Annotated in this window: 17 protein-coding genes; 10 read left to right on the forward strand and 7 right to left on the reverse strand. The window is 35.2% G+C overall.

The features are described 5' to 3' along the window. Positions 1–43: 43 nt before the first annotated feature. Positions 44–1,075 (reverse strand): LacI family DNA-binding transcriptional regulator, encoded by a 1,032-nt coding sequence (locus tag U5A88_RS11595; RefSeq protein ID WP_354206601.1) that lies wholly within the window; start codon positions 1,073–1,075, stop codon positions 44–46. 210 nt (positions 1,076–1,285) lie between these two features. Here U5A88_RS11595 and U5A88_RS11600 point away from each other — a divergent pair, with 210 nt between their 5' ends. The 4 genes from U5A88_RS11600 to U5A88_RS11615 all read left to right on the forward strand — a co-directional run bounded on the left by U5A88_RS11600 (position 1,286) and on the right by U5A88_RS11615 (position 10,128). After that, positions 1,286–4,249 (forward strand): SusC/RagA family TonB-linked outer membrane protein, encoded by a 2,964-nt coding sequence (locus U5A88_RS11600; RefSeq protein WP_354206603.1) that lies wholly within the window; start codon positions 1,286–1,288, stop codon positions 4,247–4,249. A gap of 10 nt (positions 4,250–4,259) precedes the next feature. After that, a complete protein-coding gene (locus U5A88_RS11605; RefSeq protein ID WP_354206605.1) occupies positions 4,260–6,125 on the forward strand; it encodes a RagB/SusD family nutrient uptake outer membrane protein in 1,866 nt (621 codons plus the stop codon). Positions 6,126–6,142: 17 nt separating this feature from the next. Continuing rightward, positions 6,143–7,453: a SusE domain-containing protein gene (locus U5A88_RS11610; RefSeq protein ID WP_354206607.1), complete on the forward strand. Its 1,311-nt coding sequence runs from the start codon at positions 6,143–6,145 to the stop codon at positions 7,451–7,453. Positions 7,454–7,599: 146 nt separating this feature from the next. Then, positions 7,600–10,128, forward strand: a complete 2,529-nt coding sequence (locus U5A88_RS11615; RefSeq protein WP_354206609.1) for an alpha-amylase family glycosyl hydrolase — start codon at positions 7,600–7,602, stop codon at positions 10,126–10,128. Between the two features lie 142 nt (positions 10,129–10,270). Here the strand turns inward: U5A88_RS11615 and U5A88_RS11620 are convergent, their stop codons facing one another. Genes U5A88_RS11620 through U5A88_RS11640 form a run of 5 tightly spaced genes read right to left on the reverse strand, consistent with a single transcriptional unit; the run spans position 10,271 to position 15,831 of the window. Beyond that, complete coding sequence (locus U5A88_RS11620; RefSeq protein WP_354206611.1) at positions 10,271–11,710, reverse strand: Gfo/Idh/MocA family protein; 1,440 nt, start codon at positions 11,708–11,710, stop codon at positions 10,271–10,273. A gap of 11 nt (positions 11,711–11,721) precedes the next feature. Next, complete coding sequence (locus U5A88_RS11625; RefSeq protein WP_354206613.1) at positions 11,722–12,642, reverse strand: hydroxypyruvate isomerase family protein; 921 nt, start codon at positions 12,640–12,642, stop codon at positions 11,722–11,724. 58 nt (positions 12,643–12,700) lie between these two features. After that, the gene (locus tag U5A88_RS11630; RefSeq protein ID WP_354206615.1) at positions 12,701–13,531 is read right to left on the reverse strand and encodes a 3-keto-disaccharide hydrolase; all 831 of its coding nucleotides are present in this window, start codon (positions 13,529–13,531) and stop codon (positions 12,701–12,703) included. An 11-nt stretch (positions 13,532–13,542) separates the two neighbouring features. Beyond that, positions 13,543–14,127: a gluconate 2-dehydrogenase subunit 3 family protein gene (locus tag U5A88_RS11635; RefSeq protein ID WP_354206617.1), complete on the reverse strand. Its 585-nt coding sequence runs from the start codon at positions 14,125–14,127 to the stop codon at positions 13,543–13,545. A gap of 3 nt (positions 14,128–14,130) precedes the next feature. Beyond that, entirely contained in the window at positions 14,131–15,831 is a 1,701-nt protein-coding gene (locus U5A88_RS11640; protein ID WP_451963260.1) for a GMC oxidoreductase, read from the reverse strand. A gap of 184 nt (positions 15,832–16,015) precedes the next feature. Between U5A88_RS11640 and U5A88_RS11645 the strand changes: the two genes are divergently transcribed. Continuing rightward, positions 16,016–16,954 (forward strand): sugar phosphate isomerase/epimerase family protein, encoded by a 939-nt coding sequence (locus tag U5A88_RS11645; RefSeq protein ID WP_354206620.1) that lies wholly within the window; start codon positions 16,016–16,018, stop codon positions 16,952–16,954. 17 nt (positions 16,955–16,971) lie between these two features. Next, entirely contained in the window at positions 16,972–18,108 is a 1,137-nt protein-coding gene (locus U5A88_RS11650; protein ID WP_354206622.1) for a Gfo/Idh/MocA family protein, read from the forward strand. Between the two features lie 6 nt (positions 18,109–18,114). On the opposite strand, the gene U5A88_RS11655 is transcribed toward U5A88_RS11650, so the two are convergent. After that, positions 18,115–19,818 carry a GMC family oxidoreductase gene (locus U5A88_RS11655; protein WP_354206624.1) on the reverse strand — a complete coding sequence of 568 codons (1,704 nt, stop codon included), beginning with the start codon at positions 19,816–19,818 and terminating at the stop codon, positions 18,115–18,117. A gap of 96 nt (positions 19,819–19,914) precedes the next feature. On the opposite strand from U5A88_RS11655, the gene U5A88_RS11660 reads away from it, so the two are divergent. From U5A88_RS11660 to dtd, 4 genes are read left to right on the forward strand one after another with little or no spacing between them, the layout of a single operon-like run. Continuing rightward, positions 19,915–20,967, forward strand: coding sequence for a sugar phosphate isomerase/epimerase family protein (locus U5A88_RS11660; RefSeq protein ID WP_354206626.1), 1,053 nt, complete (start codon positions 19,915–19,917; stop codon positions 20,965–20,967). Between the two features lie 17 nt (positions 20,968–20,984). Next, positions 20,985–21,722, forward strand: a complete 738-nt coding sequence (locus U5A88_RS11665; protein WP_354206628.1) for a 3-keto-disaccharide hydrolase — start codon at positions 20,985–20,987, stop codon at positions 21,720–21,722. Then, positions 21,722–22,534 carry a 3-keto-disaccharide hydrolase gene (locus U5A88_RS11670; protein ID WP_354206630.1) on the forward strand — a complete coding sequence of 271 codons (813 nt, stop codon included), beginning with the start codon at positions 21,722–21,724 and terminating at the stop codon, positions 22,532–22,534. Before U5A88_RS11665 ends, U5A88_RS11670 begins: the two co-directional genes overlap by 1 nt. A 30-nt stretch (positions 22,535–22,564) precedes the next feature. Then, a complete protein-coding gene (gene dtd, locus U5A88_RS11675; protein ID WP_354206632.1) occupies positions 22,565–23,017 on the forward strand; it encodes a D-aminoacyl-tRNA deacylase in 453 nt (150 codons plus the stop codon). The last annotated feature ends 35 nt before the right edge of the window (positions 23,018–23,052 follow it).

Below are 23,052 nucleotides of genomic sequence, written 5' to 3' on the forward strand. Positions count from 1 at the left end.
TTTGAGGTTCAAAGATATAAATTTTTTATTTATAAGTTAATTTTTATTCCGTTTTTTCTGTCGATTCTCTAATCTTCAAATCTGTAGAAATCACTTTTTGATTAAATTTTACTACGGATTCATCTTTTTGAATTCTATCCAACAGCATTTCTGCAGCTTGCTCCCCCATCATAAAACCATGCTGCACAACTGTAGATAGAGCAGGTGTTGAAAACTGAGATATTAACCCATCGGTAAATCCCATTATAGCAACATCTTCCGGAATTTTAAGTTTTTTCTCTTTTGCAACTTTCATAGCTATAGCTGCATAAATTTCGTTCACACCTAAAACGGCATCGGGCCAAACTTCCAAACTATTAAAATAGGTTTGAATCTGTAAATTTATATCTGTCTTATCGTTTACTTTAAAAATTAAGCTATTATCAATTTCCAGACCCGCTTCTTTAATGGCTTTTTTATAACCTAGCGTCCGTAACGCACCTACGTTTACATGAGTTGGCGTAGTTAAAATACAGATTCGCTTACGTCCAATATCCATAAAATACTTAGTAGCTTTATAACCTGCTTCTTCATCATCAACCACAACTTTGTCGCAATGCACTTCCTCTGCAATCCTATCAAATAAAACGAGTGGAATATTGTAATCTTCCAACTCTTTAAAATGATCAAAATTACCTAACTCTAGGGTTTCTTTGGCAATGGAAACTAGCACTCCATCAACACTTCCGTTAGATAGCATCTCAAGGTTTAATTTTTCCTTTTCATACGATTCATTAGACACACAGACCATGACATTATAATTTTTACCGTTAGCCATTTTTTCAATACCACTGATAATTTCTGAAAAGAAATGATGCACAATTTCTGGAATAATTACGCCAATAATCATGGTCTTTTTATTCCTTAATTTTAAAGCAGTCATGTTAGGCCGATAATGATAAAAATCAGCAAAAGCTTTTATCTTTTCTCTCAACTCCTCACTAATTTCATGGCTATCATTTAATGCCTTAGAAACCGTTGAAGTTGACACCTCTAATTCTTTCGCTATATCTTTTAATGTTATTTTACCTTTCATCTATATTTTAAAAAATTCCAATAAAATTGGTTGTTTTTTATTGATTTCACTTTTTTCACACTAGAATTCAACCAAAAATACAAAAAGTTATCAACACGAAACCGTTTTCGTACTGTTTCGCATTTGTTAATGTAGTGTTTAGGGTGTAGTTTTACAACGTGAAATGTTAAAAGTATTGATTTTAATTAGTATTAACTCAAATTAAATTAAATGAGAAATTTTAAGAATGCCTTATTGGGCATGTTATTTCTTTTTCCACTAATAGCCTCGGCTCAAATTAGCGTAAAAGGAAAGGTAACCGACAAGGCCACAGGTATGGAATTACCCGGGGTGAATGTTATCGTTAAAGGTACTGTTAACGGTACTGTAACGGATTTTGACGGTTTATACACCATAGACAATGTAAATATCGGAGATATACTGGTGTTTTCATTTATAGGGTTTAACAATTTAGAAGTTACCATAAATTCTAATGCCGACATTAATGTGGCAATGGAAGAGTCTGCCGAAAGTTTGGAAGAAGTGGTAATTATAGGTTATGGTACTACTACCAAAAAAGATGCAACGGGCTCTGTTTCTTCAGTAAAGGCTGAAGATATTAATAAGGGTGCCATTGCTTCTCCTGAACAATTGTTGGTTGGTAAAGTTGCTGGTGTACAAGTAACTACTGGAGGTGGAGCTCCCGGTACGGGAAGTAGTATACGTATTAGAGGTGGTTCTTCATTAAGTGCAACTAACAATCCTTTAATTGTTATTGACGGAATTCCTATTGATAACGATGGTGTGTCTGGTACTAGAAACCCCTTAAACATCGTAAACCCAAACGATATTGAATCGTATAGTATTTTAAAGGATGCTTCTGCTACGGCTATTTATGGTTCTAGAGCATCTAACGGAGTAATTATAATCACAACAAAGAAAGGTAAAAGTGGTGGTATTAAAGCCAATTATACCGCAAATGTTTCCGTACAAGAAAACGTACAGTTTGTTGATGCTATGTCAGTAGATGATTATAAAGCCTATGTAAATGCTAATGGCACTGCTACTGATGTTGCTTTATTGGGCAATCAGAACAACAATTGGCAAGACCTTATTTTTCAAACAGGTGTTGGTACCGATCATAACATTAGCCTGTCAGGCGGTAGTAATAAAATTAACGTTAGGGGTTCTATTGGTTATACCAACTTGAATGGTACTTTAAAAACTTCTAAGTTAGAGAGAGGAACTTATGCACTTAATGTTGGTACTAAATTCTTTGATAATAAATTAAAGGTTGATGTAAACGCGAAGGCTTCATTAATTGCCAATCGTTTTGCAGATCAAGGAGCCATAGGTAATGCCATTTCTTTTGACCCTACACAACCTGTTTATGACAATAGCCTACCATTTGGTGGCTATTTTGAGTGGACAAGTGCTGTAGATGGTAGAGCGATTAAAGTAGGTGCTCCTAAAAATCCATTGGCACTGTTAGAACAAAGAAGAAATACATCAAGTGTTCAACGTCTAATTGGAAATGTTCAATTTGATTATAAATTACATTTTTTACCAGAATTGAGAGCAAATCTTAATGTAGGTATTGATAAATCAAGTTCAAAAGGCAAGAATAATATTTTCAATTCTGCGACTACAGAATTAGCAGATGGTACTAACTTAGGCAATATGGCTACATACGATCAACAAAAAGAAAATAAGTTGTTAGATTTTTATTTGAATTATGTTAAGGACATCGAGTCTATTAACAGTAAAATAGATTTTATGGCAGGTTATTCTTATCAGAACTTTTTAAATGAAGGTGGAGATATTAGTGACATACAAGACAGTAACATAAGTCAAGTAAACGACTATTCTAATGTACTGAACCTTCAATCGTTTTTTGGTAGGTTAAATTATACTCTGGCCAATAAATATTTATTTACACTTACTTACAGAACAGATGGGTCATCAAGATTTAGAGGTGATAATAAATGGGGACATTTTCCGTCAGCAGCTTTTGCTTGGAAAATGAAAGAAGAATCTTTCTTACAAGACTCCAATACTATTTCTGACCTAAAATTACGTTTAGGTTGGGGTGTTACTGGACAACAAGATATTGGAGACGATTATCATCCTGCTCTTGCTACCTACTTATTAAGTACTAATACCGCCCAATATCAATTTGGTAATGGTTTTATATCAACGTATAGAGCAGAACCGTATAATACCACATTAAAATGGGAAGAAACAACTACTTACAATGTCGGTTTAGATTTTGGTTTTATTAATGATAGAATTAACGGTAGTATTGATGGTTATTTTAGAGAAACTGTCGATCTATTAAACTTTATACCATTCCCTGCGGGTTCATCATTATCTAATGCTGATTTTGCTAACATTGGTAGTCTGGAAAATAAAGGTATTGAGCTGACTTTAAATTTAATTCCTATTCAAACCGATGATTTGGATTTAACATTATCTTTAAACGGTGCATGGAGCGATACTGAAATCACAAAATTAACTACTAACGAAAGTCCTGACTATGTTGGTGAACCTGTTGGTGGTTTTTCTGGTGGTGTAGGTAATAATATTCAAATACATACGGTTGGATATGCTCCAAACTCATTTTATGTATATGAGCAAGTTTATGATGCCAATGGTAAACCGTTAGAAGATGTTTATGTAGATCGTAATGATAATGGTATTATTGATTTAGGAGATAGATATCGATTTGAAAAACCAACTGCTGATATTACTGCTGGTTTTTCTACAGACTTAAATTATAAGAACTTTAACTTTACCATGTCTTGGAGGGGTAGTTTTGGAAACTATGTTTATAACAACGTAGATTCTAACCTTGGATTTAAACTTAATTTATTAAATACAGCCTTTCCAGAAGTTATTTCAAATGGTGTAGAAAATGTATTAGAAACAGATTTTATTAACGGTGGTACAGAAAGGTATCTATCTGATTATTATGTACAAGATGCTTCATTTGTTAAATTGGACAATGTAGGTATTGGTTATAATTTTAACAGTGTATTTGGTGAAGGTACAAACCTAAAACTAAATGCTACTGTACAAAATGTATTGATTATTACTGATTACGAAGGTTTAGACCCTGAAGTTTTCGGAGGAATTGATTATAATATTTATCCTAGACCGAGAATATACACTTTGGGTCTTAATTTAAACTTTTAAATAGATAAAGATGAAAAAACACATTTTTAAAATAACATTTTTAAGCGTAATGTTAGGTTTGTTTACCTTAACATCGTGTTTAAAAGATTTGGATACAAAACCCAATGATGATGATATCGCTTTGGCGGACGAAGTATTTGACAATCCTGCTTCTTATAAACAGGTATTGGCTAAATTATATGCAGGTTTAGCTATTAGTGGTCAACAAGGCCCGGCAGGTTTACCCGATATTTCAGGTATTGACGAAGGTTTTAGCCAGTATTTAAGACAGTATTGGTTAGCACAAGAAGTAACTACAGACGAGGCTGTTATTGGCTGGGCTGATGGTAGCTTACCTGATTATCACGAACACGATTGGAATTCTGGCAATGAATTTGTCAGAGCATTATACGATAGAATTTTTTATCAAATAAAAGCATGTAGTGCTTTTTTAAAGCAAACCACACCAGATGTTTTAAGTGGTAGAGGTGTTGATGGCGAATTATTGAACGATATAAATACCTATCGTGCAGAAGCTCGTTTTTTGAGAGCACTGAGTTATTACCACGCACTTGACTTTTTTGGCAATGTTCCTTTTATTGATGAAGATGACCCTATTGGGTTCTGGACACCTGAACAAATGAGTAGAGCTGATTTATTTAATTTTGTAGAAAGCGAGTTGTTGGCTATTGAAAGTGAATTGGTAGCTCCAAAGGCAAACGAATATGCTAGAGTAGACAAAGCTGGGGCTTGGGCATTATTAACAAGACTATATCTAAATGCAGAAGTTTATGCAGATCAAGCAAAATATACCGAAGCTATTAGTTATGCCAATAAAATTATTAATGCCGGTTATACGTTGGAATCTGAGTACGAAAACTTATTCTTAGCAGATAATCATACTGCTGATGGGGTAATTTTCCCTATAGCTTTTGATGGTTTACGTACACAATCCTATGGAGGTACAACCTTTTTAATCCATGCCGCTATAGGTGGCTCTATGGTTCCGGCCGATTTCGGTGTCAATGGAGGCTGGGGCGGTAATAGAACTACAAAAGCTTTAGTTAACTTGTTTAATTATGACTTTAATAGCACTGCTGCCAATAATGCTATTGGAGCAGCTTCAAACTGGGGTATTGTTGGTGACCTAACCGATTGGGGCGGGCAGCCGGACATGACACTTTATCAAACAGGAACGGCAAATGTATATCAAGCTTATTATCAATTACCTGATGCTGAAATTAAATTCAGGCCTGATAACACTTGGGGCAGCGATTTTGGTGATAACGGAAGTAATATTAATGTTACTGCCGGATTGTACAGAATTACAATCAATACAGCAGATCAAAGTTTTACCATGGAGCTATTGGCAGATTCAAGAGCCATGTTTCATACCGACGGACAAAATTTAGAAATTGAAGAAATCCCAACCTTTACCGAAGGTTATGCTATAACTAAATTCAAAAATGTAGATAGAGACGGCAATCCTGGATCAGATACGAAAGGGGATTTTACCGATACCGATTTTCCATTGTTCCGACTAGCAGATGTATATTTAATGTATGCAGAGGCTGTGTTAAGAGGTGGAACTGGTGGAGATGAAGCTACTGCAATAGGCTATATAAACGAATTAAGAACAAGAGCAAATAGTCCTGTTTTAGTTACCTCAATAGATTTAGACCTTATCCTTGACGAAAGAGCAAGAGAATTATATTGGGAAGGACACCGTAGAACGGATTTGATTAGATATGGAAGATTTACCGATGGTGGTTATACTTGGCCTTGGAAAGGTGGTTCTAAAGACGGAGTAAGTACTTCAAATCATTTAGATTTATTTCCAATACCATCTACAGATTTAAATTCGAATCCGAATTTGAAACAAAATTCAGGTTACTAATTATAAAAAAATAAAAGATGAAAAATATATTTTATAAATTATTACTATTAGTAGTAGCTCCACTAGTCATGGTAAGCTGTGATGATAATGCTCCTTTAACTGAGTTAAACTCAAGTGCTAGCGTTACTGCAAATTTATCAAATGCTAGCGTAGTTTTAGAACGTGACAATGCTGACGGCGAAGCATTGACTATTACATGGACACAACCTAATTTTGGCTATAACGCGGCTCCATCTTATACCATTTACATGGATAATGCAGGAGACAACTTTAGTGAGCCTGAGACTGTTACTACAGGTAAGGAATTGCAAAAATCTTTTACCGTAGCCGAGTTAAATTCTATATTGTTGAATTTGGAATTAGAGGAAGGCACAGCTACTGATGTTGAAGTAAAAGTTGTAGCCGAACTGGGTGATTACCATGGCGTAGAATCTAGTGTTATGACACTAAATGCAACAGCCTATCAAGATAAATTAGATCTATCTACAACTTGGGGAGTTGTAGGTTCTGCCACAACTAATGGCTGGGATGGTCCTGATATGCCTTTTTATAAAACAAGTACTGCTGATGTATATGTGGCTTATGTTATGCTAGCCGATGGTGAAATTAAGTTTAGAGAGAATAATTCTTGGGATTTAAACTATGGAGACACAGGTGCTGATAACACGTTGGAAGAGAACGGTGATAATATTGCCGTAAATGCTGGAACTTATAAAATTACATTTAACCTTGGTGCCTTAACTTATACTATAGAACCTTTTACTTGGGGCTTAGTAGGTTCAGCGACACCAAACGGATGGGATGGTCCAGATGTACCTTTGGAGTATGATCCTTTTTCAGACACATGGAAAGCAATTGTTAGTTTAGTTGATGGTGAAATTAAAGTTCGTCAAAATAATGACTGGGGAGTTAATTATGGAGATGCTAATGGGGATAATGTTTTAGATACGGATGGAGATAACAACATAGCGGTAACTGCCGACACTTATTTAGTTACTGTTAACTTTAATGATTTCTCATATTCATTAGAATCAATTGATGTTTGGGGAATTGTCGGTAGTGCAACTCCGAATGGCTGGGATGGCCCTGACACTAAATTCAAATTAGATTATGGTCAAGACGGTGTTTGGTACTTAAATAATATGACCTTAGTTGATGGTGAAATTAAATTTAGACAAAATGATGCTTGGGATGTTAATTATGGAGATGCTAATGGTGATAATGTATTGGATACAGACGATGGTAATAATATTGCTGTAACTGCTGGTACTTATAATTTTGTACTGGACTTTAGCGATCCTAGCAGTCCTACTTATACAATGGAATAGTTAGTTAAAATTAACTTTGTTCTTATTTTATTTAAAAGGCTGTTTGTGTTTGAATAAACAGCCTTTTTATTTATTTGTCATTCAGAGCGGAGAAAAACGAAGCGAAGAATCTCATAAATATGATCGAATATGAAAAAAATATTACTATGAAAAAAAAACTACTCGTATTATTTTTATTTACCAGCGTCTTTACTTTTGCCCAACAGCAAACAGTAACCTTTACAGTAGCCCCAACACCTTTTGAGGAAACTGATCAAATCACTATTACAGTTACTGATTTAGACCCGCAAGCAGCTTGGGGAGTAACTGATGTTTATCTTTGGGCATGGTCAACTGCAGGCGGCAGTCAAATGGATGCCCCAAATAATGGTACTTGGCAAAATTCTAATGAGGCTCATAAACTAACCAAGAGTGGCAATAACTATTCCATTACGTTTACACCAACCACCTTTTATGGAAGAACAGGAATGACCAGTATTGGTTTTTTAGTAAAAGCTAAAAATGGTGATGGCGATAAAAAATCACAAGACAAAGTAGTAAATGTAGGTACTATTATCGTACCAACCGTTACGGAAGCTCCTGTTCCGACAGGAATGTTAGACGGCATAAACCTCAATCCAACTGATAATACTAAAGCAACGTTGGTACTCTATGCACCAGATAAACAATTCGTAAATCTAATTGGCTCAATGAATAATTGGACACGTGATGACACCAATTACCTCTTAAAAAAAGACAGTTCTAAAGATAGATTTTGGGTAGAACTAACGGGACTGACCCCACAAACTAATATCATGTACCAATATTTGGTGGATGGATTGATTAGAATTGCAGACCCTTATTCTACTACGATTCTAGATGAAAGCAATGATGGTTTTATAAATGCAACAACCTACCCTAATTTACCAACATATCCAACAGGACAAACCAATCATGCGGTAACACTATTAAGAACTGGTGACACGCCATATAATTGGCAAACCACAAATTTTCAACCGCCCGCCAAAACCGATTTGGTCATTTATGAACTACTCATACGAGATTTTGATGCACTGCATAGTTTTGATGCAGTTAAAGGTAGACTAGATTATCTGCAAGACCTAGGTGTAAATGCCATTGAGTTAATGCCTGTAAGTGAATTTGACGGCAACGAATCTTGGGGTTATAACCCCTCTTTTCATATGGCGTTAGATAAGTATTATGGCACACCTACTGCTTTTAAGCAATTGGTTGACGAATGCCATTCACGAGGAATTGCGGTTATTTTAGATGTGGTGTATAACCATGCTACGGGTCAAAACCCATATTACAGAATGTGGAATACAGACAATGGTGGTTATGGTGGAAAAGCAACTACAGACAGTCCGTTTTTTAATCCAGACGCAACACATAGTTACAGTGTTTTTAACGATTTTAACCATAGTAAACAAGCCACAAAAGACTATGTAAAACGTACCGCTCAATATTGGATTGATGAATATAAAATTGATGGTTTTAGATGGGATTTAACTAAAGGATTTACACAAAACTGTACCGATAGCGACCAAAATTGTACAAACCAAGAACAAGCTGATAGAGTAGCTGTTTTAAAAACCTATGCCGATTACCAATGGGAAGTTGACAATGATTTTTATGTCATTTTTGAACATTTAGGTACCAATCAAGAAGAAACCCAATGGGTTAATTATAGGTTAGGTGAAGGCAAAGGCATTATGGTTTGGGGTAATCATAATGGTAATTATAGTGAAGCAACAATGGGCTATCACGATGCGGGAAAATCAGATTTCTCATGGATTTCCTATAAAAATAGAGGCTGGACAGTTCCTGCAAATGTGAGTTATATGGAAAGTCATGATGAAGAACGTTTAATGTATAAAAATCTGGAATTTGGTAATTCAAGTGGCACATATAATATTAAAACATTGGAAACTGCTTTAGACCGAATGGAATTAGCAGGGGCTTTCTATTTTACCATTCCCGGACCTAAAATGATTTGGCAATTTGGCGAATTGGGTTATGATATCAGCATCGATTTTAATGGAAGAGTCGGAAATAAACCAATAAAATGGGAATATTTTAATGAACCCGATCGAAAAGCTATTTATGATACTTGGACCAAATTAATCAAACTAAAAAAGCAAGTTCCTATTTTTAAAACGGATAATTTCACCTTAGATGTTGACAAAACAAACGGTCAGAAAAAGATACATCTGACAGATGACGCTACAAGCCCTGATGTAAAACATATTACCATTATTGGTAATTTTGGAGTAACTGCCCAGAATATAAGTCCCGAGTTTCAACAAACTGGAACTTGGTACGATTTGTTAAATGATAACACTACATTAACAGTATCGAGTACTAGTGCACCTATTAGTTTACAACCTGGTGAATTTAGAATTTACGCCTCTAGTGCTGTTACATTGAGCGTGGAGAATATCTCAATTAATGATTTGGTAAGTATTTACCCCAACCCCGTTACCGATGAATTTAAAATTAACCACCAAACCAATACGGTAAACATTTATGATATTTCAGGACGATTGGTAAAATCGTTTAAAGGTAATTTTGAGTCAAATAATGCATTTGACATTTCAGATTTAAAGCCTGCTTTTTATTTACTAAAATTACAATCTGAACAAGGTGTGGCAACTAAAAAATTGATAAAAAACTAATAAAAAAGACCTCACAGGTTTTCAAAATCTGTGAGGTCTTTTTTAAGCTGTCATTCAGAATATAGAATGAAATATATTGAAGACTCTATTAAATGTGTCTTTTAATTAAAAAGATTCCTCGTGCCTCGGAATGACAAAAAGTTTACAAACTCCATCCATCTCTATAGGTTCTTTTTACATACTTATTGGCCGGATCAAAATTGGTAATTTTCATATTCTCGGCATCCCACAACAATCGCTTTCTTCCATAATATTTAGAACCTCCCCAAAACCCTTTATTCTCTGCCTTAGGATCAACCTCAAAATAAGCTTTTAAAGCCAAATTTCCAATAAGTATACTTTCGGTAAACGGACCGGCATAATCAAAAGAAGAGCTAGTCTCAGCATTTCCGTATCCGGCAATACATGCATTAACCCATTGTAAATAATGACCTTCAGGGACTCTAGCAATGGTTTCTTCAACTTCAAATTGTTCATTTAACGTCAACGGAAGTAATCTAGGATTTGCACCGTAACAATCTGCCATTAATTTTCCTTTAGTACCTATAAAAAGTACGCCACCATCCCAGTTTCCTAATGCCTCATCATCACCTAATTCATCTGGGCGTTCAGGCAATAATCCGCCATCCATCCACGAAACTTTTATCGAACCCTTTCCATCAGTTCTTGGGTACTTTAAATGAATTTTACTAGAATTTGGAAAACTCTTTGGGTAATCAGCAGCTTCAAATTTTCCTTTAAAAGAATCTGAAACACTGCATTCTACAGTATCAGGATATAAAATAGGAAGTATACGGTAAACAGGATCCATAATATGGCAAGCCATATCACCTAGTGCACCCGTTCCAAAATCTGACCAGCCCCTCCAATCAAAAGGCAGATAAGCATCATTATAATCACGCATTTCTGCGGTACCTAACCAAAGATCCCAATTTAACCCTTTAGGTATTCTATGCTTTTTTGTAGGTGTTTGTAATGCTTGTGGCCAAATAGCTCGGTTGGTCCAACATTTAACAGTATGCACATCACCTATGATTCCCGTGTCATGAATTTCTTTCATTTTTCGCACTCCATCACCTGATCCACCCTGATTCCCCATTTGGGTAACTACTTTATATTTTTTTGCAGCTTCGGTAAGCATTCTGGCCTCCCAAATATCATGTGTCAAAGGTTTTTGAACATATACATGCTTACCCATTTGCATAGCTGCATAAGCAGCAACTGCATGAGTATGGTCTGGTGTAGAAACAGAAACTGCATCAATATTCTTCCCTTCCTTTTCTAGCATTTTTCTAAAATCGTTATAGTAACTAGCTTTAGGAAATGACTTTCTTGACTTAACAGCTTGTCTATCATCAACATCACAAAAGGAAACAATATTAACATTAGGACTTTTTGCGAAAGAGGCAATATCACTTGTACCTTTTCCACCAGCACCGATTCCGGCAATATTTAGTTTGTCGCTCGGCGGAACAAAACCATCACCTCCCATAACATGCCTCGGGATAATACTTATACCCGCAGCAGCTACGGCTGATTTTTTAATAAATGACCTTCTGGTTGATTTACCTTTTTTACTCATTCTTTTTTTATTTAAAATTTTGAAACTTCTTTATATGCATTAATTACGGCTTGTTCGCCTTTTTTATCTTTCATAGAATTACCATGTTCCATACCTAATATTCCTTGATAATTTTTGGAATGTATAAATTTAAAAACATTTTTATAATTAATCTCTCCAGTAGTTGGTTCCTTTCTTCCCGGATTATCACCAATTTGAAAATAGGCAATTTCATCCCAAGATTGTTTGATATTCGGAATTAAATTACCTTCTTGTATTTGTTGATGATAGATATCAAATAATATTTTACAGGATGGTGAGTCCACCGCTTTACAAATTTGATACGCCTGAGGTGATTCTGATAAAAATAAACCAGGATGGTCTCTAAAATTTAATGGTTCTAAAACCATTGTTAAGCTATGCGGTTCTAAAATGGCCGAGGCCTGTTTTAAGGTTTCAACAACATGTTCGGTTTGGTACGCCATGTTCTGACGCAGGTCAACATGACCAGGAACTACCGTCATCCATTTGGCATTTACACGTTTTGCAACCTCAACAGATGCTTTTATCTCTGATAGAAACTCTGTTCTTTTTTCTTTATTCCCAGAAGCTAAATTTGCTTCTTTCCAATGAATTGTATGAGCTACAAAAACTCCCATTTCTATACTTCGCTTTTGCATAGTTTTTGCCATGACTTCTTGTTCGGCAATCGGTCGTTTACGCATCTGATTATCTTCAAAAGCGGTAAAGCCTTGGTCGGCCATAAAATTAAGTTGGTCTATAATACTATCACCCGCCAGATTTTTAAACATCCCAGCATGTGGGGCATATTTTAGCGGAAATTCATTTTTCAAATTTGTTTGTTTTGAACGTGTAAGTGGGTAAAAAGTTGAACTTGTTAAAGCAAAAGTACTTGCTAGAGCTGTTTTTTTAAGGAAATTTCTACGTTGCATTCTTAATTTTTGGTGTTTATTCCTACAAAATCTTAGAGAACTTTTATAGGATACTTAATTAATCTTCTAACTCTAACAATTCAATATTTCTGAATTCTACAGGATGACTTTCACTTTGTAAGGATATATAACCTCCTTTTAATGCGTCTCCTATTTTATTTTTAAATTCTGCATTGTAATCATCCATATCTGCTCCACCAATTTGAGGTTTTGAATACCTGAGTACTTCTTTATCATTAATTTTATGAATAATTAATGAATCACTGTGTACCTCAACTTCTAGATTTACCCATTGATCTCCATAATAAGTTTCGGAACTAGAATTAGTACAATGTGCAGTTACCAACTCATCATCCATCACTACATTTGTTCCAGGTGTGCATAAATTTCCTGTAGCCCTACTCGCATTCTCCTTAATACCGCCCAACATCTGGACTTCTATACAAAGTGGGAATTTTTGATCTTTGGCTATTTTTTTAGGATCTTCGCAGTGTATCATAACACCGCTATTTCTGGTTGCCCAACCGGGACCATCTTTAAGTTGCGTGCCTGTAAAACGATATTGTATTTTTAATTTGTAATTTGAAAAAGGTGCTTTGTAATATAAATGTCCAAATCTATTTTTAAATTCATCTCCATACCCATCATAAGAAACTTTGATAACTCCGTTTTCAACCCGAAAAGTATTATGGATATTATCGCCATACTCATAACCTCTAATTTTTGGTGTCCAACTTTCTAAATCTTTACCGTTAAATAAAGAAACCCAATTTTCGGTTACTATATCTTCTGTTTTTGGTGCTGACTTTTCTGCTTCAGGCTTTGTTTTGCAGCTAAATACCATAAGTGAAGCTGAAATAACAATTATCAAGTTTAATTTTCTATACATCTATTTATTATTTATAGCGACCACGCCCTTCCATTTGTTTCGCTTAATGAGATACACCCCTTTTGCTCTCCTGGAACAGGGTCGTATGCCAACACATTTTTGCCAATTTCTTCACTTGTTTTATATGCCCAAACTGCTCTTCCTCGTAACCCTTCCAACGTTTTTAAAACCAATTTCTCTTTATCACTATATGATTTTTGCTGCTCTGGTTTACTTCTTAAGTATTTGGATAAAATAGTATCAAAATCTTCCGTTTTTAAAGCAGGAGGATTTTCACTTAACATCCCTAACTCTTCTAAGACAGCATTTAAGCCTTTTTTATACTTTTCTTTTCCTTCTTCTGTAGCTGTTTTTGAAACATATAAATCGATAAATTCTGGCACATTTACATCTAAAGCTCCAGGTGTAGCCTCGGTTTTAGGTAAAATTAAATCAATCAAATTTTTTAGAACATAGCCTTGCTCTTTTGATAAAAAAACTGGTATCCAAGATGCAGCTTCGGTCTTACAACTTTGAAGCATGCCTATTATTGTTGGAGTTGACACTACATAACCAAATGACAAACCTATCCCTTTTAGTGCGTCTCTTCTATTCATAATTTAAGCTTTTTTAGATTTGAATTGTTTAACTGCATATTGAGCAGCTCTTGCAGTTAATGCCATATAAGTCAATGATGGATTTTGACATCCCGCTGAGGTCATACAGGCACCATCAGTAACATATACATTAGGTACGGTATGGATTTGATTAATAGCGTTAAGCACAGAAGTTTTTGGATCTCTACCCATTCTTGCTGTACCCATTTCATGGATACCAATACCGGGTGCATGCCTTGTGTCAAAAGTTTCAACATCTCTAAAACCTGCTTTTTCTAGCATTTCAGCGGCTTGTTGTTTAATGTCTTCACGCATAGTCAATTCATTCTCTTTCCATTCAGCATCAAAAGTTACTGTTGGTAGGCCCCAATCATCTAATTTTTCATAATCCAATGTCATTTTATTATCATGGTAAGGTAAACATTCGCCGAAACCACCTAAGCCCATACTCCATCCTCCCGGTTTCAATATTGCCTCTTTATATTCGGCTCCATAACCTAATTCAGCAATATGTTCAGTAATACCATACCTTCCCCCTCCTCCTTGGTAACCATAACCTCTTAAAAAATCTTTTCTTTCTGTTTTTTTGTCTCCTAAATTTCTGAATCGTGGAATGTAAATTCCATTAGGCCTTCTTCCTTTATAATATTTATCTTCATAACCATCAACCTTTGCTCTTGCTCCAGATCCTAAGTGATGATCCATAATATTATGGCCCAATTCGCCCGAGTCGTTACCCAATCCATTAGGAAACCTATCTGATTTAGATTGCATTAAAATAGACGTAGAAGCGATTGCAGAGGCACAGCAAAAAATAATATCAGCATTAAAAACATATGTTTCTTTAGTTTCGGTATCAATAACTTTTACTCCTGTGGCTTTCTTCTGTTTATCATCATAAATAATCTCATGAACAATAGAATTTGGTCTCAAAGTCATGTTACCTGTAGCATTTGCAGCTGGCAAAGTTGAAGCATTACTGCTAAAATAACCTCCATAAGGGCAGCCCCTAATACATCTGTTTCTGAATTGACAATTTGTTCTGCCTTTGTGTTTATGATCGCCTGTAATATGTGCAGCTCTACCAATTGTTAATAATCTATCATCGTAATTATTTGCAATTTTCGACTTAAATTCTTCTTCAACACAGGTCAGTTCCATCGGCGGGCTAAAAATTCCATCTGGCAATTGTGGTAATCCCAACTTCTCACCGCTCACGCCAATATAACGTTCAACATAATCATACCAAGGTGCAATATCTTTATACCGTATTGGCCAATCTACACCATAACCGTCTTTAGCATTTGCTGTAAAATCCAGATCACTTAAACGATAACTTTGACGACCCCATGTAATGGAACGTCCACCAACATGATATCCTCGCATCCAATCAAAACGCTTAACTTCGTTATACGGATGTTTAATATCATCTACAAACCAGTGCTTACTTTCTGCCTTTGTTGTATAACCTGTTCTGCTCTGTTTTTCTTGTCTTTTTCTATCTTCTGGAGTACTACTTCCTCGTAACTCCATATCCCAAGGATCATCGTTCATTGTAGGGTATTCACCATGCTTAACCATTCTACCACGCTCTAATACCAATGTTTTTAATCCTTTTTCACAAAGCTCTTTTGCTGCCCAGCCTCCACTAATTCCTGTTCCTATTACTATGGCATCATAATGTTCGTTAAGCATGTTATTCATTTGGCTTTTAAATATTTACGTAATACTTACTTATTAAAAATAATACGATTTGATTAGGTATTGAATAATTTTAAAGCCTAAATTTAATCAAATTATTACTATTTTAATGAAACTTTTGTAATTTTATCATTCAAAAAAATAAGACAACACAATCATTTATTTAAAATATCTTAACCAAACAATTATGACAAAAAACATTCTTTATGCATTATTTGCACTTCTCTTAACTACCGCTTCTTGTAAGAAAACATCACCTAAAACCGATGAAACAGTAGAAGTTGTTTCAGCTGAAAAAAAAGCACCTTTTTTTAAAATCTCATTAGCTCAGTGGTCTTTGCATAAAGCCATACGGAATGAAAAAACCTTAGATCCGATAGGTTTTGCAGAAAAAGCCAAAGAACTAGGTTTTGAAGGTATAGAATATGTATCGGGACTGTACAATGAAAAATTAAAAACTATGAGTATGGATGCTCTTCTTGATTCTTTAAAAGCTAAAAGTACAGCTCATGGTGTTAAAAATGTTTTGATTATGGTAGACGGTGAGGGAAATTTGGCTTCAACGGATGAAAAAGAAAGAAATCAAGCTATTGACAATCACAAAAAATGGGTTGATGCTGCTGCTTTTTTAGGATGTCATGCTATTCGTGTAAACTTAAATGGTGCCACTGAAAAAGATGCTTGGATAGAATCTTCGGTTAAAGGTTTAGGCAAATTGGCCGAATATGGAGCAACCAAAAACATCAATGTAATCGTTGAAAATCACGGTGGGTTTTCTTCAAATGCAGATTTATTGAGCGAAGTTATGACCAAAATTAATATGGATAATTGTGGAACACTACCCGACTTTGGCAACTTTCGCATATCCAAAGATGAACTTTATGACTATTACAAAGGTACAGAAATCTTAATGAAGCATGCCAAAGCAGTTAGTGCTAAATCTTATGATTTTGATACAGATGGTAATGAAACTACTCTAGATTACACTCGTTTATTACAAATTGTAAAAGATGCAGGATATACCGGATATATCGGAGTTGAATATGAAGGAAGCCGTTTGAGTGAAGAAGAGGGTATTGAAGCTACCAAACAATTATTAATAAATGCTGCTAAAAAGTTAAATTAAGAATAAAAAATTAATCTATGCCAAAAAAAATAAGATTGGGAATTCTAGGTGGTGGAGGTGATTCACTTATAGGTGTGTTACATCGTGTTGCCTCACACATTAATGATAATTATAAAATTGTTGGAGCTGTTTTTAATCCTAACTATAATGACAATTTAAGTTTTGCCAAAGAAATAGACATTCCAACTAATAGAATTTATAAGGATTTTGATACTTTAATTGATGAAGAACTAAAGCTGCCCGAAGATGAACGAATTCAAGTTTGTTCTATACTCACTCCAAATTTTTTGCATTTTCCAATGGCTAAAAAATTATTGGAAAATGGATTCAATGTGATTTGTGAAAAACCAATGACTACAACTTACGAGGAGGCTAAAATTTTACAGGAAATTTTAAATGATTCTGATTTGACTTTTGCGGTTACACATACTTATACTGGCTATCCAATGACTCGCCAAATGCGTGAAATGATAAAAGATGGAGTAATTGGCAACATGCAAAAAGTAGATGCCCAATACTATCAAGGATGGATAAACCCAATCATACACGATAAGTCTAAACGTAGTTCAACGTGGCGATTAGATCCTGAAAAATCAGGAATTAGCTGTTGTATGGGTGATATAGGTGTGCATGCCTTTAATATGATTGAGTTTACAACGGGAATGCAGGTAAAGTCTATTTTAGCTGATCTCAATTACTTATACGAAGACAATAAAATGGATATTGACGGAACTGTTTTAGTACGATTTGATAGCAATGCTAAAGGCGTTATCCGTTCCAGTCAGATTGCTACAGGAGAAGAAAATGGATTGACTATTGCTGTTTACGGAGACAAAGGTGCTCTTAAATGGGAACAAGAGAATCCTAATTTTTTATATCTGTTGAGTGATGACAAACCTTTGCAAGTTTATAAACCGGGACATGCTTACAATTCAGAGCTGTCTTTAGATGGTACAAAATTACCTCCTGGGCATCCTGAAGGTATTTTTGATGCCATGGCAAATATTTATTTAGGTGTAGCCAGAGCCATAAGAGGCGAGAAGTACAATTCTGGGGAATTCCCAACAATGAGTGACGGTGTACGCGGACTTAACTTTATTGAAAGTACCGTAAATTCTCATAAACAAGGAAATAGTTGGGTAGATTTGGATTGAATTATTCTAAGAAAATTTACCCAATTTTAGTTGTTCTGTTGCATGGTTTGCTGCTCTTGCTGTAAAAGCCATATATGTTAATGATGGGTTTACACAACTTGACGAAGTCATAAATGCTCCATCTGTAACATACACATTAGGTACTGAGTGTACTTGATTATTTCTGTTTAGTATTGATGTTTTGGGATTCTCACCCATTCTTGCTCCACCCATTTCGTGAATACCTAATCCAGGGCCAGATGGTTCATCATAAGCTTTTACATCTTTAAACCCTGCCGCCTTAAACATGCTAACAATCTCTTTTTTAATGTCTTCTCGCATGTTGTATTCATTCTCTTTGAATTCAACATCAAAATCTAATTGAGGCAAACCCCATTTATCCTTTTTATCAGAACTCAACGTAACTCTATTATCATCATAAGGTAAAAATTCACCAAACCCAGTTACCCCAATTTGCCAACCGCCCGGTTTTAGTATTGCTTCTTTTAATTGTTCACCATAACCTAATTCCGCAATAGATTCTGACCAATCATGTCTGCTTGCTCCTCCCTGAAATCCATATCCGCGTAAAAAGGATTCTTTTTTTGTCTTTTCATCAAGATTCACAAAACGTGGAATATAAAATCCATTAGGTCTTCTACCTTTATAATATTTATCTAAATGACCATCTACTTTCGCTGTGGCTCCTAGTTTATAATGATGATCCATTATTCCTCTACCCAAAGCATCAGAATCATTTCCTAAACCATTAGGGAAACGTTCAGATTTTGATTGTAATAAAATACCTACCGAAGCCATAGCCGAAGCACATAAGAAAATAACCTTAGCTTTAAATTCTATTTTTTCACTAGTAACTGTATCAATAATTTTAACACCAGTAGCTCTTTTTGTAACATCGTCATACATCACTTCATATACTATTGAATTAGGTCTCAAGGTCATATTTCCTGTACGTTCAGCAGCAGGTAATGTAGAAGCATTGCTACTGAAATAAGCACCATATGGACACCCTCTCCAACACCTATTTCTATATTGACAAGGTCCACGCCCTTTAATATCAGTTGTGTTACCTGTTATGTTTGCGGCTCTACCAATAGTAAGTAATCTTCCGTCATCAAACTTTTCAGCCAAAGCGTTTTTTAAATCAATCTCTGCACAATGCAATTCCATGGGCGGTAAAAATTTTCCATCGGGCAATTGTTTTAATCCTAAATTTTCACCACTAACTCCTATATATTCCTCGACCATATCATACCATGGCGAAATATCTTTATAACGCACTGGCCAATCAATACCAATACCTTCTTTTTTATTGGCCTCAAAATCAATATCGCTCCACCTATAACTTTGCCTTCCCCAAGTTAAAGAACGACCACCTACTTGATATCCACGAATCCAATCAAAACGTTTTGTTTCCACATATGGATGATCTAAATCGTTGACAAAAAAGTGCTTACAATCTTCTTGAGGAGCCCACCCTACTCTTTTTTGAATATGATATTTTTCTAAATCCGCCGGTGATAGTTCTCCTTTTAACTCATAATCCCAAGGATCATCATTCATCGTTTTATAATCTTTAACGTGCTCTACCATTGGTCCACGTTCTAAAACTAAGGTTTTTAAACCCTTTTCACATAATTCTTTGGCCGCCCAACCTCCGCTAATTCCTGTACCCACTACAATGGCGTCATATTCTGATTGTTGATTCATTTTATTTTTTTTATGTATTATCTTATTCCTATATTTATAATCTCTCAAAAGACTATAATAATTAAGTAGAATTTTCTATAAATATAGGATAATAAAATGAAGACAATAAAAGGACCTGCTGTTTTTTTAGCACAATTTATGGGTGATGATGCTCCGTTCAACTCGTTAGACGGATTATGTAAATGGGCAAGTGATTTAGGCTATAAAGGTATTCAAATCCCTACTTGGGAAACAAGACTAATAGATTTAGATAAAGCAGCTGAAAGCAAAACCTATTGCGATGAGTTAAAAGGCAAAATAAATTCTTATGGTTTAGAGATAACTGAGCTTTCAACACATCTTCAAGGTCAACTAGTAGCTGTGCATCCAGCCTATGATATTATGTTTGACAATTTTGCACCTGACAGCGTAAAAAACAACCCTAAAGAAAGGACTAAATGGGCAGTACAAACTGTTAAAAATGCTGCTATTGCCAGTAAACATCTAGGGTTAAAAGCACATGCCACATTTTCGGGAGCATTACTTTGGCACACGATGCATCCTTGGCCACAAAGACCTCCCGGATTGGTTGAAATGGGTTTTGAGGAATTAGCAAAAAGATGGTTGCCTATTTTAAATGTCTTTGACGAAAATGGTGTGGATGTTTGTTATGAAATTCATCCTGGAGAAGACCTTCATGATGGTGATACTTTTGAACGCTTTTTAGGAGCAACAGGAAATCATAAGCGTGTAAATATTTTATACGACCCTTCCCATTTTGTATTACAACAATTAGATTATCTGGCCTATATAGATCATTATCATGAGTTTATAAAATCTTTCCACGTAAAAGATTCTGAATTCAATCCTACAGGAAAAAAAGGAGCTTTTGGCGGATACAACAATTGGGGCGACAGAGCTGGACGCTATCGTTCTTTAGGTGATGGCCAAATAGATTTTAAAACTATTTTTTCGAAACTAACTCAATACGGATGTGATGTTTGGGCTGTAATGGAATGGGAATGCTGCATTAAAAGCCCAGAGCAAGGAGCAAGAGAAGGTGCTGTTTTTATTAAAAATCACATTATTGAAGCCACAGAAAAAGCCTTTGATGATTTTGCTGGGGCGGACATTGACAAAGAAAAACTAAAAAGAATACTAGGAATTTAAAAACCACCATAACACAAATGAAAAAACTAACTATTATTTTACTTGCATTACTTACTTTTTTGGCATGTAAAAACGAAAAAAAAGAGACTGCTCAGGTAGAAGAACCTAAAGCAGAAACTCAAATTATGGCTGAAAATACAAATGAGTGGATTACACTGTTTGATGGTAGCTCTATGGATGCTTGGCGGGGTTATTTAATGAATGATATGCCTTCAGGTTGGTCTATTGAAAATAATGCAATGGCATTTACGCCTGTAAAAGGTGGTGGACAAGACATTATTACCAAGGAAAAGTTCGAAAATTTTGAATTATCCATAGAATGGAAAATTTCTGAGGGTGGTAACAGTGGTATATTTTGGGGGGTTTTAGAAGCTAAAGATGAAAAAATTTACGGATCTGCTTTAGAAGTTCAAGTGCTGGACAACCAAAGACATCCCGATGCCAAGAACGGAACGGATCGTCAGGCAGGAGCCTTATACGATTTGGTATCGCCTTCGAAAGATGTTTCTAATCCAGCCGGAGAGTGGAACAAAGCGGTAATCAAAATTAATCACAAAACCAATGAAGGTTCTTCTACCTTAAACGGAACTATAATTGCTACTTTTCCGTTGCATGGAAAAAAATGGGATGAACTAGTTGCCAATTCCAAATTTAAAACCTGGGACAAATTCGCTAAAACACCAAATGGCCATATTGGCTTACAAGATCATAGTGACAAAGTTTGGTTTAGAAATATTAAAATTAGAAAATTATAATGTATAAAAATATTATTATCATCTTCGTTAGTTTAGCTCTTTTTGGATGTAAGGAATCCCTAAAAAAAGAAAGTGAAAGCGACACAAAAATTGACACTTTACAACAAGTAGAAAACTTAGAAAAAGAACCTACTAAACCTGAAGAAACAGAAATTTGGGAGCCTAAGCCACCTAAAGTAAGTATAGATAAAAATGGTGTTCCTTCAGATGCCATAGTGCTATTTGATGGTAAAAATTTAGATGAATGGGTTGTCGATAGAGATTCGACTGAAGCAAAATGGACGCTCAATAAAGACGGAAGCATGACTGTTGTTAGTGGTTCAGGAAGTTTACAAACCAAACGAAATTTTGGCAGTATACAATTACACCTTGAATGGAAATCTCCAACCAAAATTGTTGGAGAAGGACAATCTAGAGCCAATAGTGGAGTGTTTATCCAAAAACGTTACGAAGTACAAATTTTAGACAATAACAATAATGACACTTATGTAAACGGTCAAGTTGGGGCTGTTTACAAACAATCCATTCCTGCTGTAAACGCCGCAGTTCCTACTGGAGAATGGAACAGTTATGATATTATTTTTCATGCCCCAAAATTTGACGCTGATGGCAAAAAAACAAAATCTGGAACTATCACTGTTTTACACAATGGCGTCTTAATTCAAGATCATTTTGAAATTCAAGGAGCTGTAGCCTTTATTGGTTGGCCAACCAATGAACCCCACGGCAAAGCTCCAATAATGTTACAAGACCATAATGATGGCAGCAAACCTAGTTTCAGAAATATTTGGGTCAGGGAATTAGATGATTGATTGTTGACGCTAAAATAAATTTCATCAAATTTGAAAGCCGTAATTCAAAGAGTAAACAAAGCATCCGTAACGGTTGATAATAAGATTGTTTCTTCTATTGAAACCGGCTTGTTAGTTTTATTGGGCATAACCGAAAATGATTCACAACTGGATATTGAGTGGCTATCTAAAAAAATTCTAAACCTTAGAATTTTTAACGATGAGCATGGAGTAATGAATAAATCGTTGGTTGACATTAGCGGCGACATTATAATTGTAAGCCAATTTACATTGTTGGCAAGTACAAAAAAAGGGAATAGACCCTCTTATATTAAAGCAGCAAAACCTGAAATTGCAATCCCCATTTACAATCAATTTATCCAACATACAGAGGCAGCATTTGGAAAAAAAGTAGGAACTGGTATTTTTGGTGCCGACATGAAAATTGAATTAGTAAACGACGGCCCAGTTACTATTGTTATTGATACAGAAAATAAATCATAATATGATTTTTATCATAGAATAATTTTCACCTTAAC

Source organism: Aureibaculum sp. 2308TA14-22 (assembly GCF_040538665.1).
Taxonomy (GTDB): Bacteria; Bacteroidota; Bacteroidia; order Flavobacteriales; family Flavobacteriaceae; genus Aureibaculum.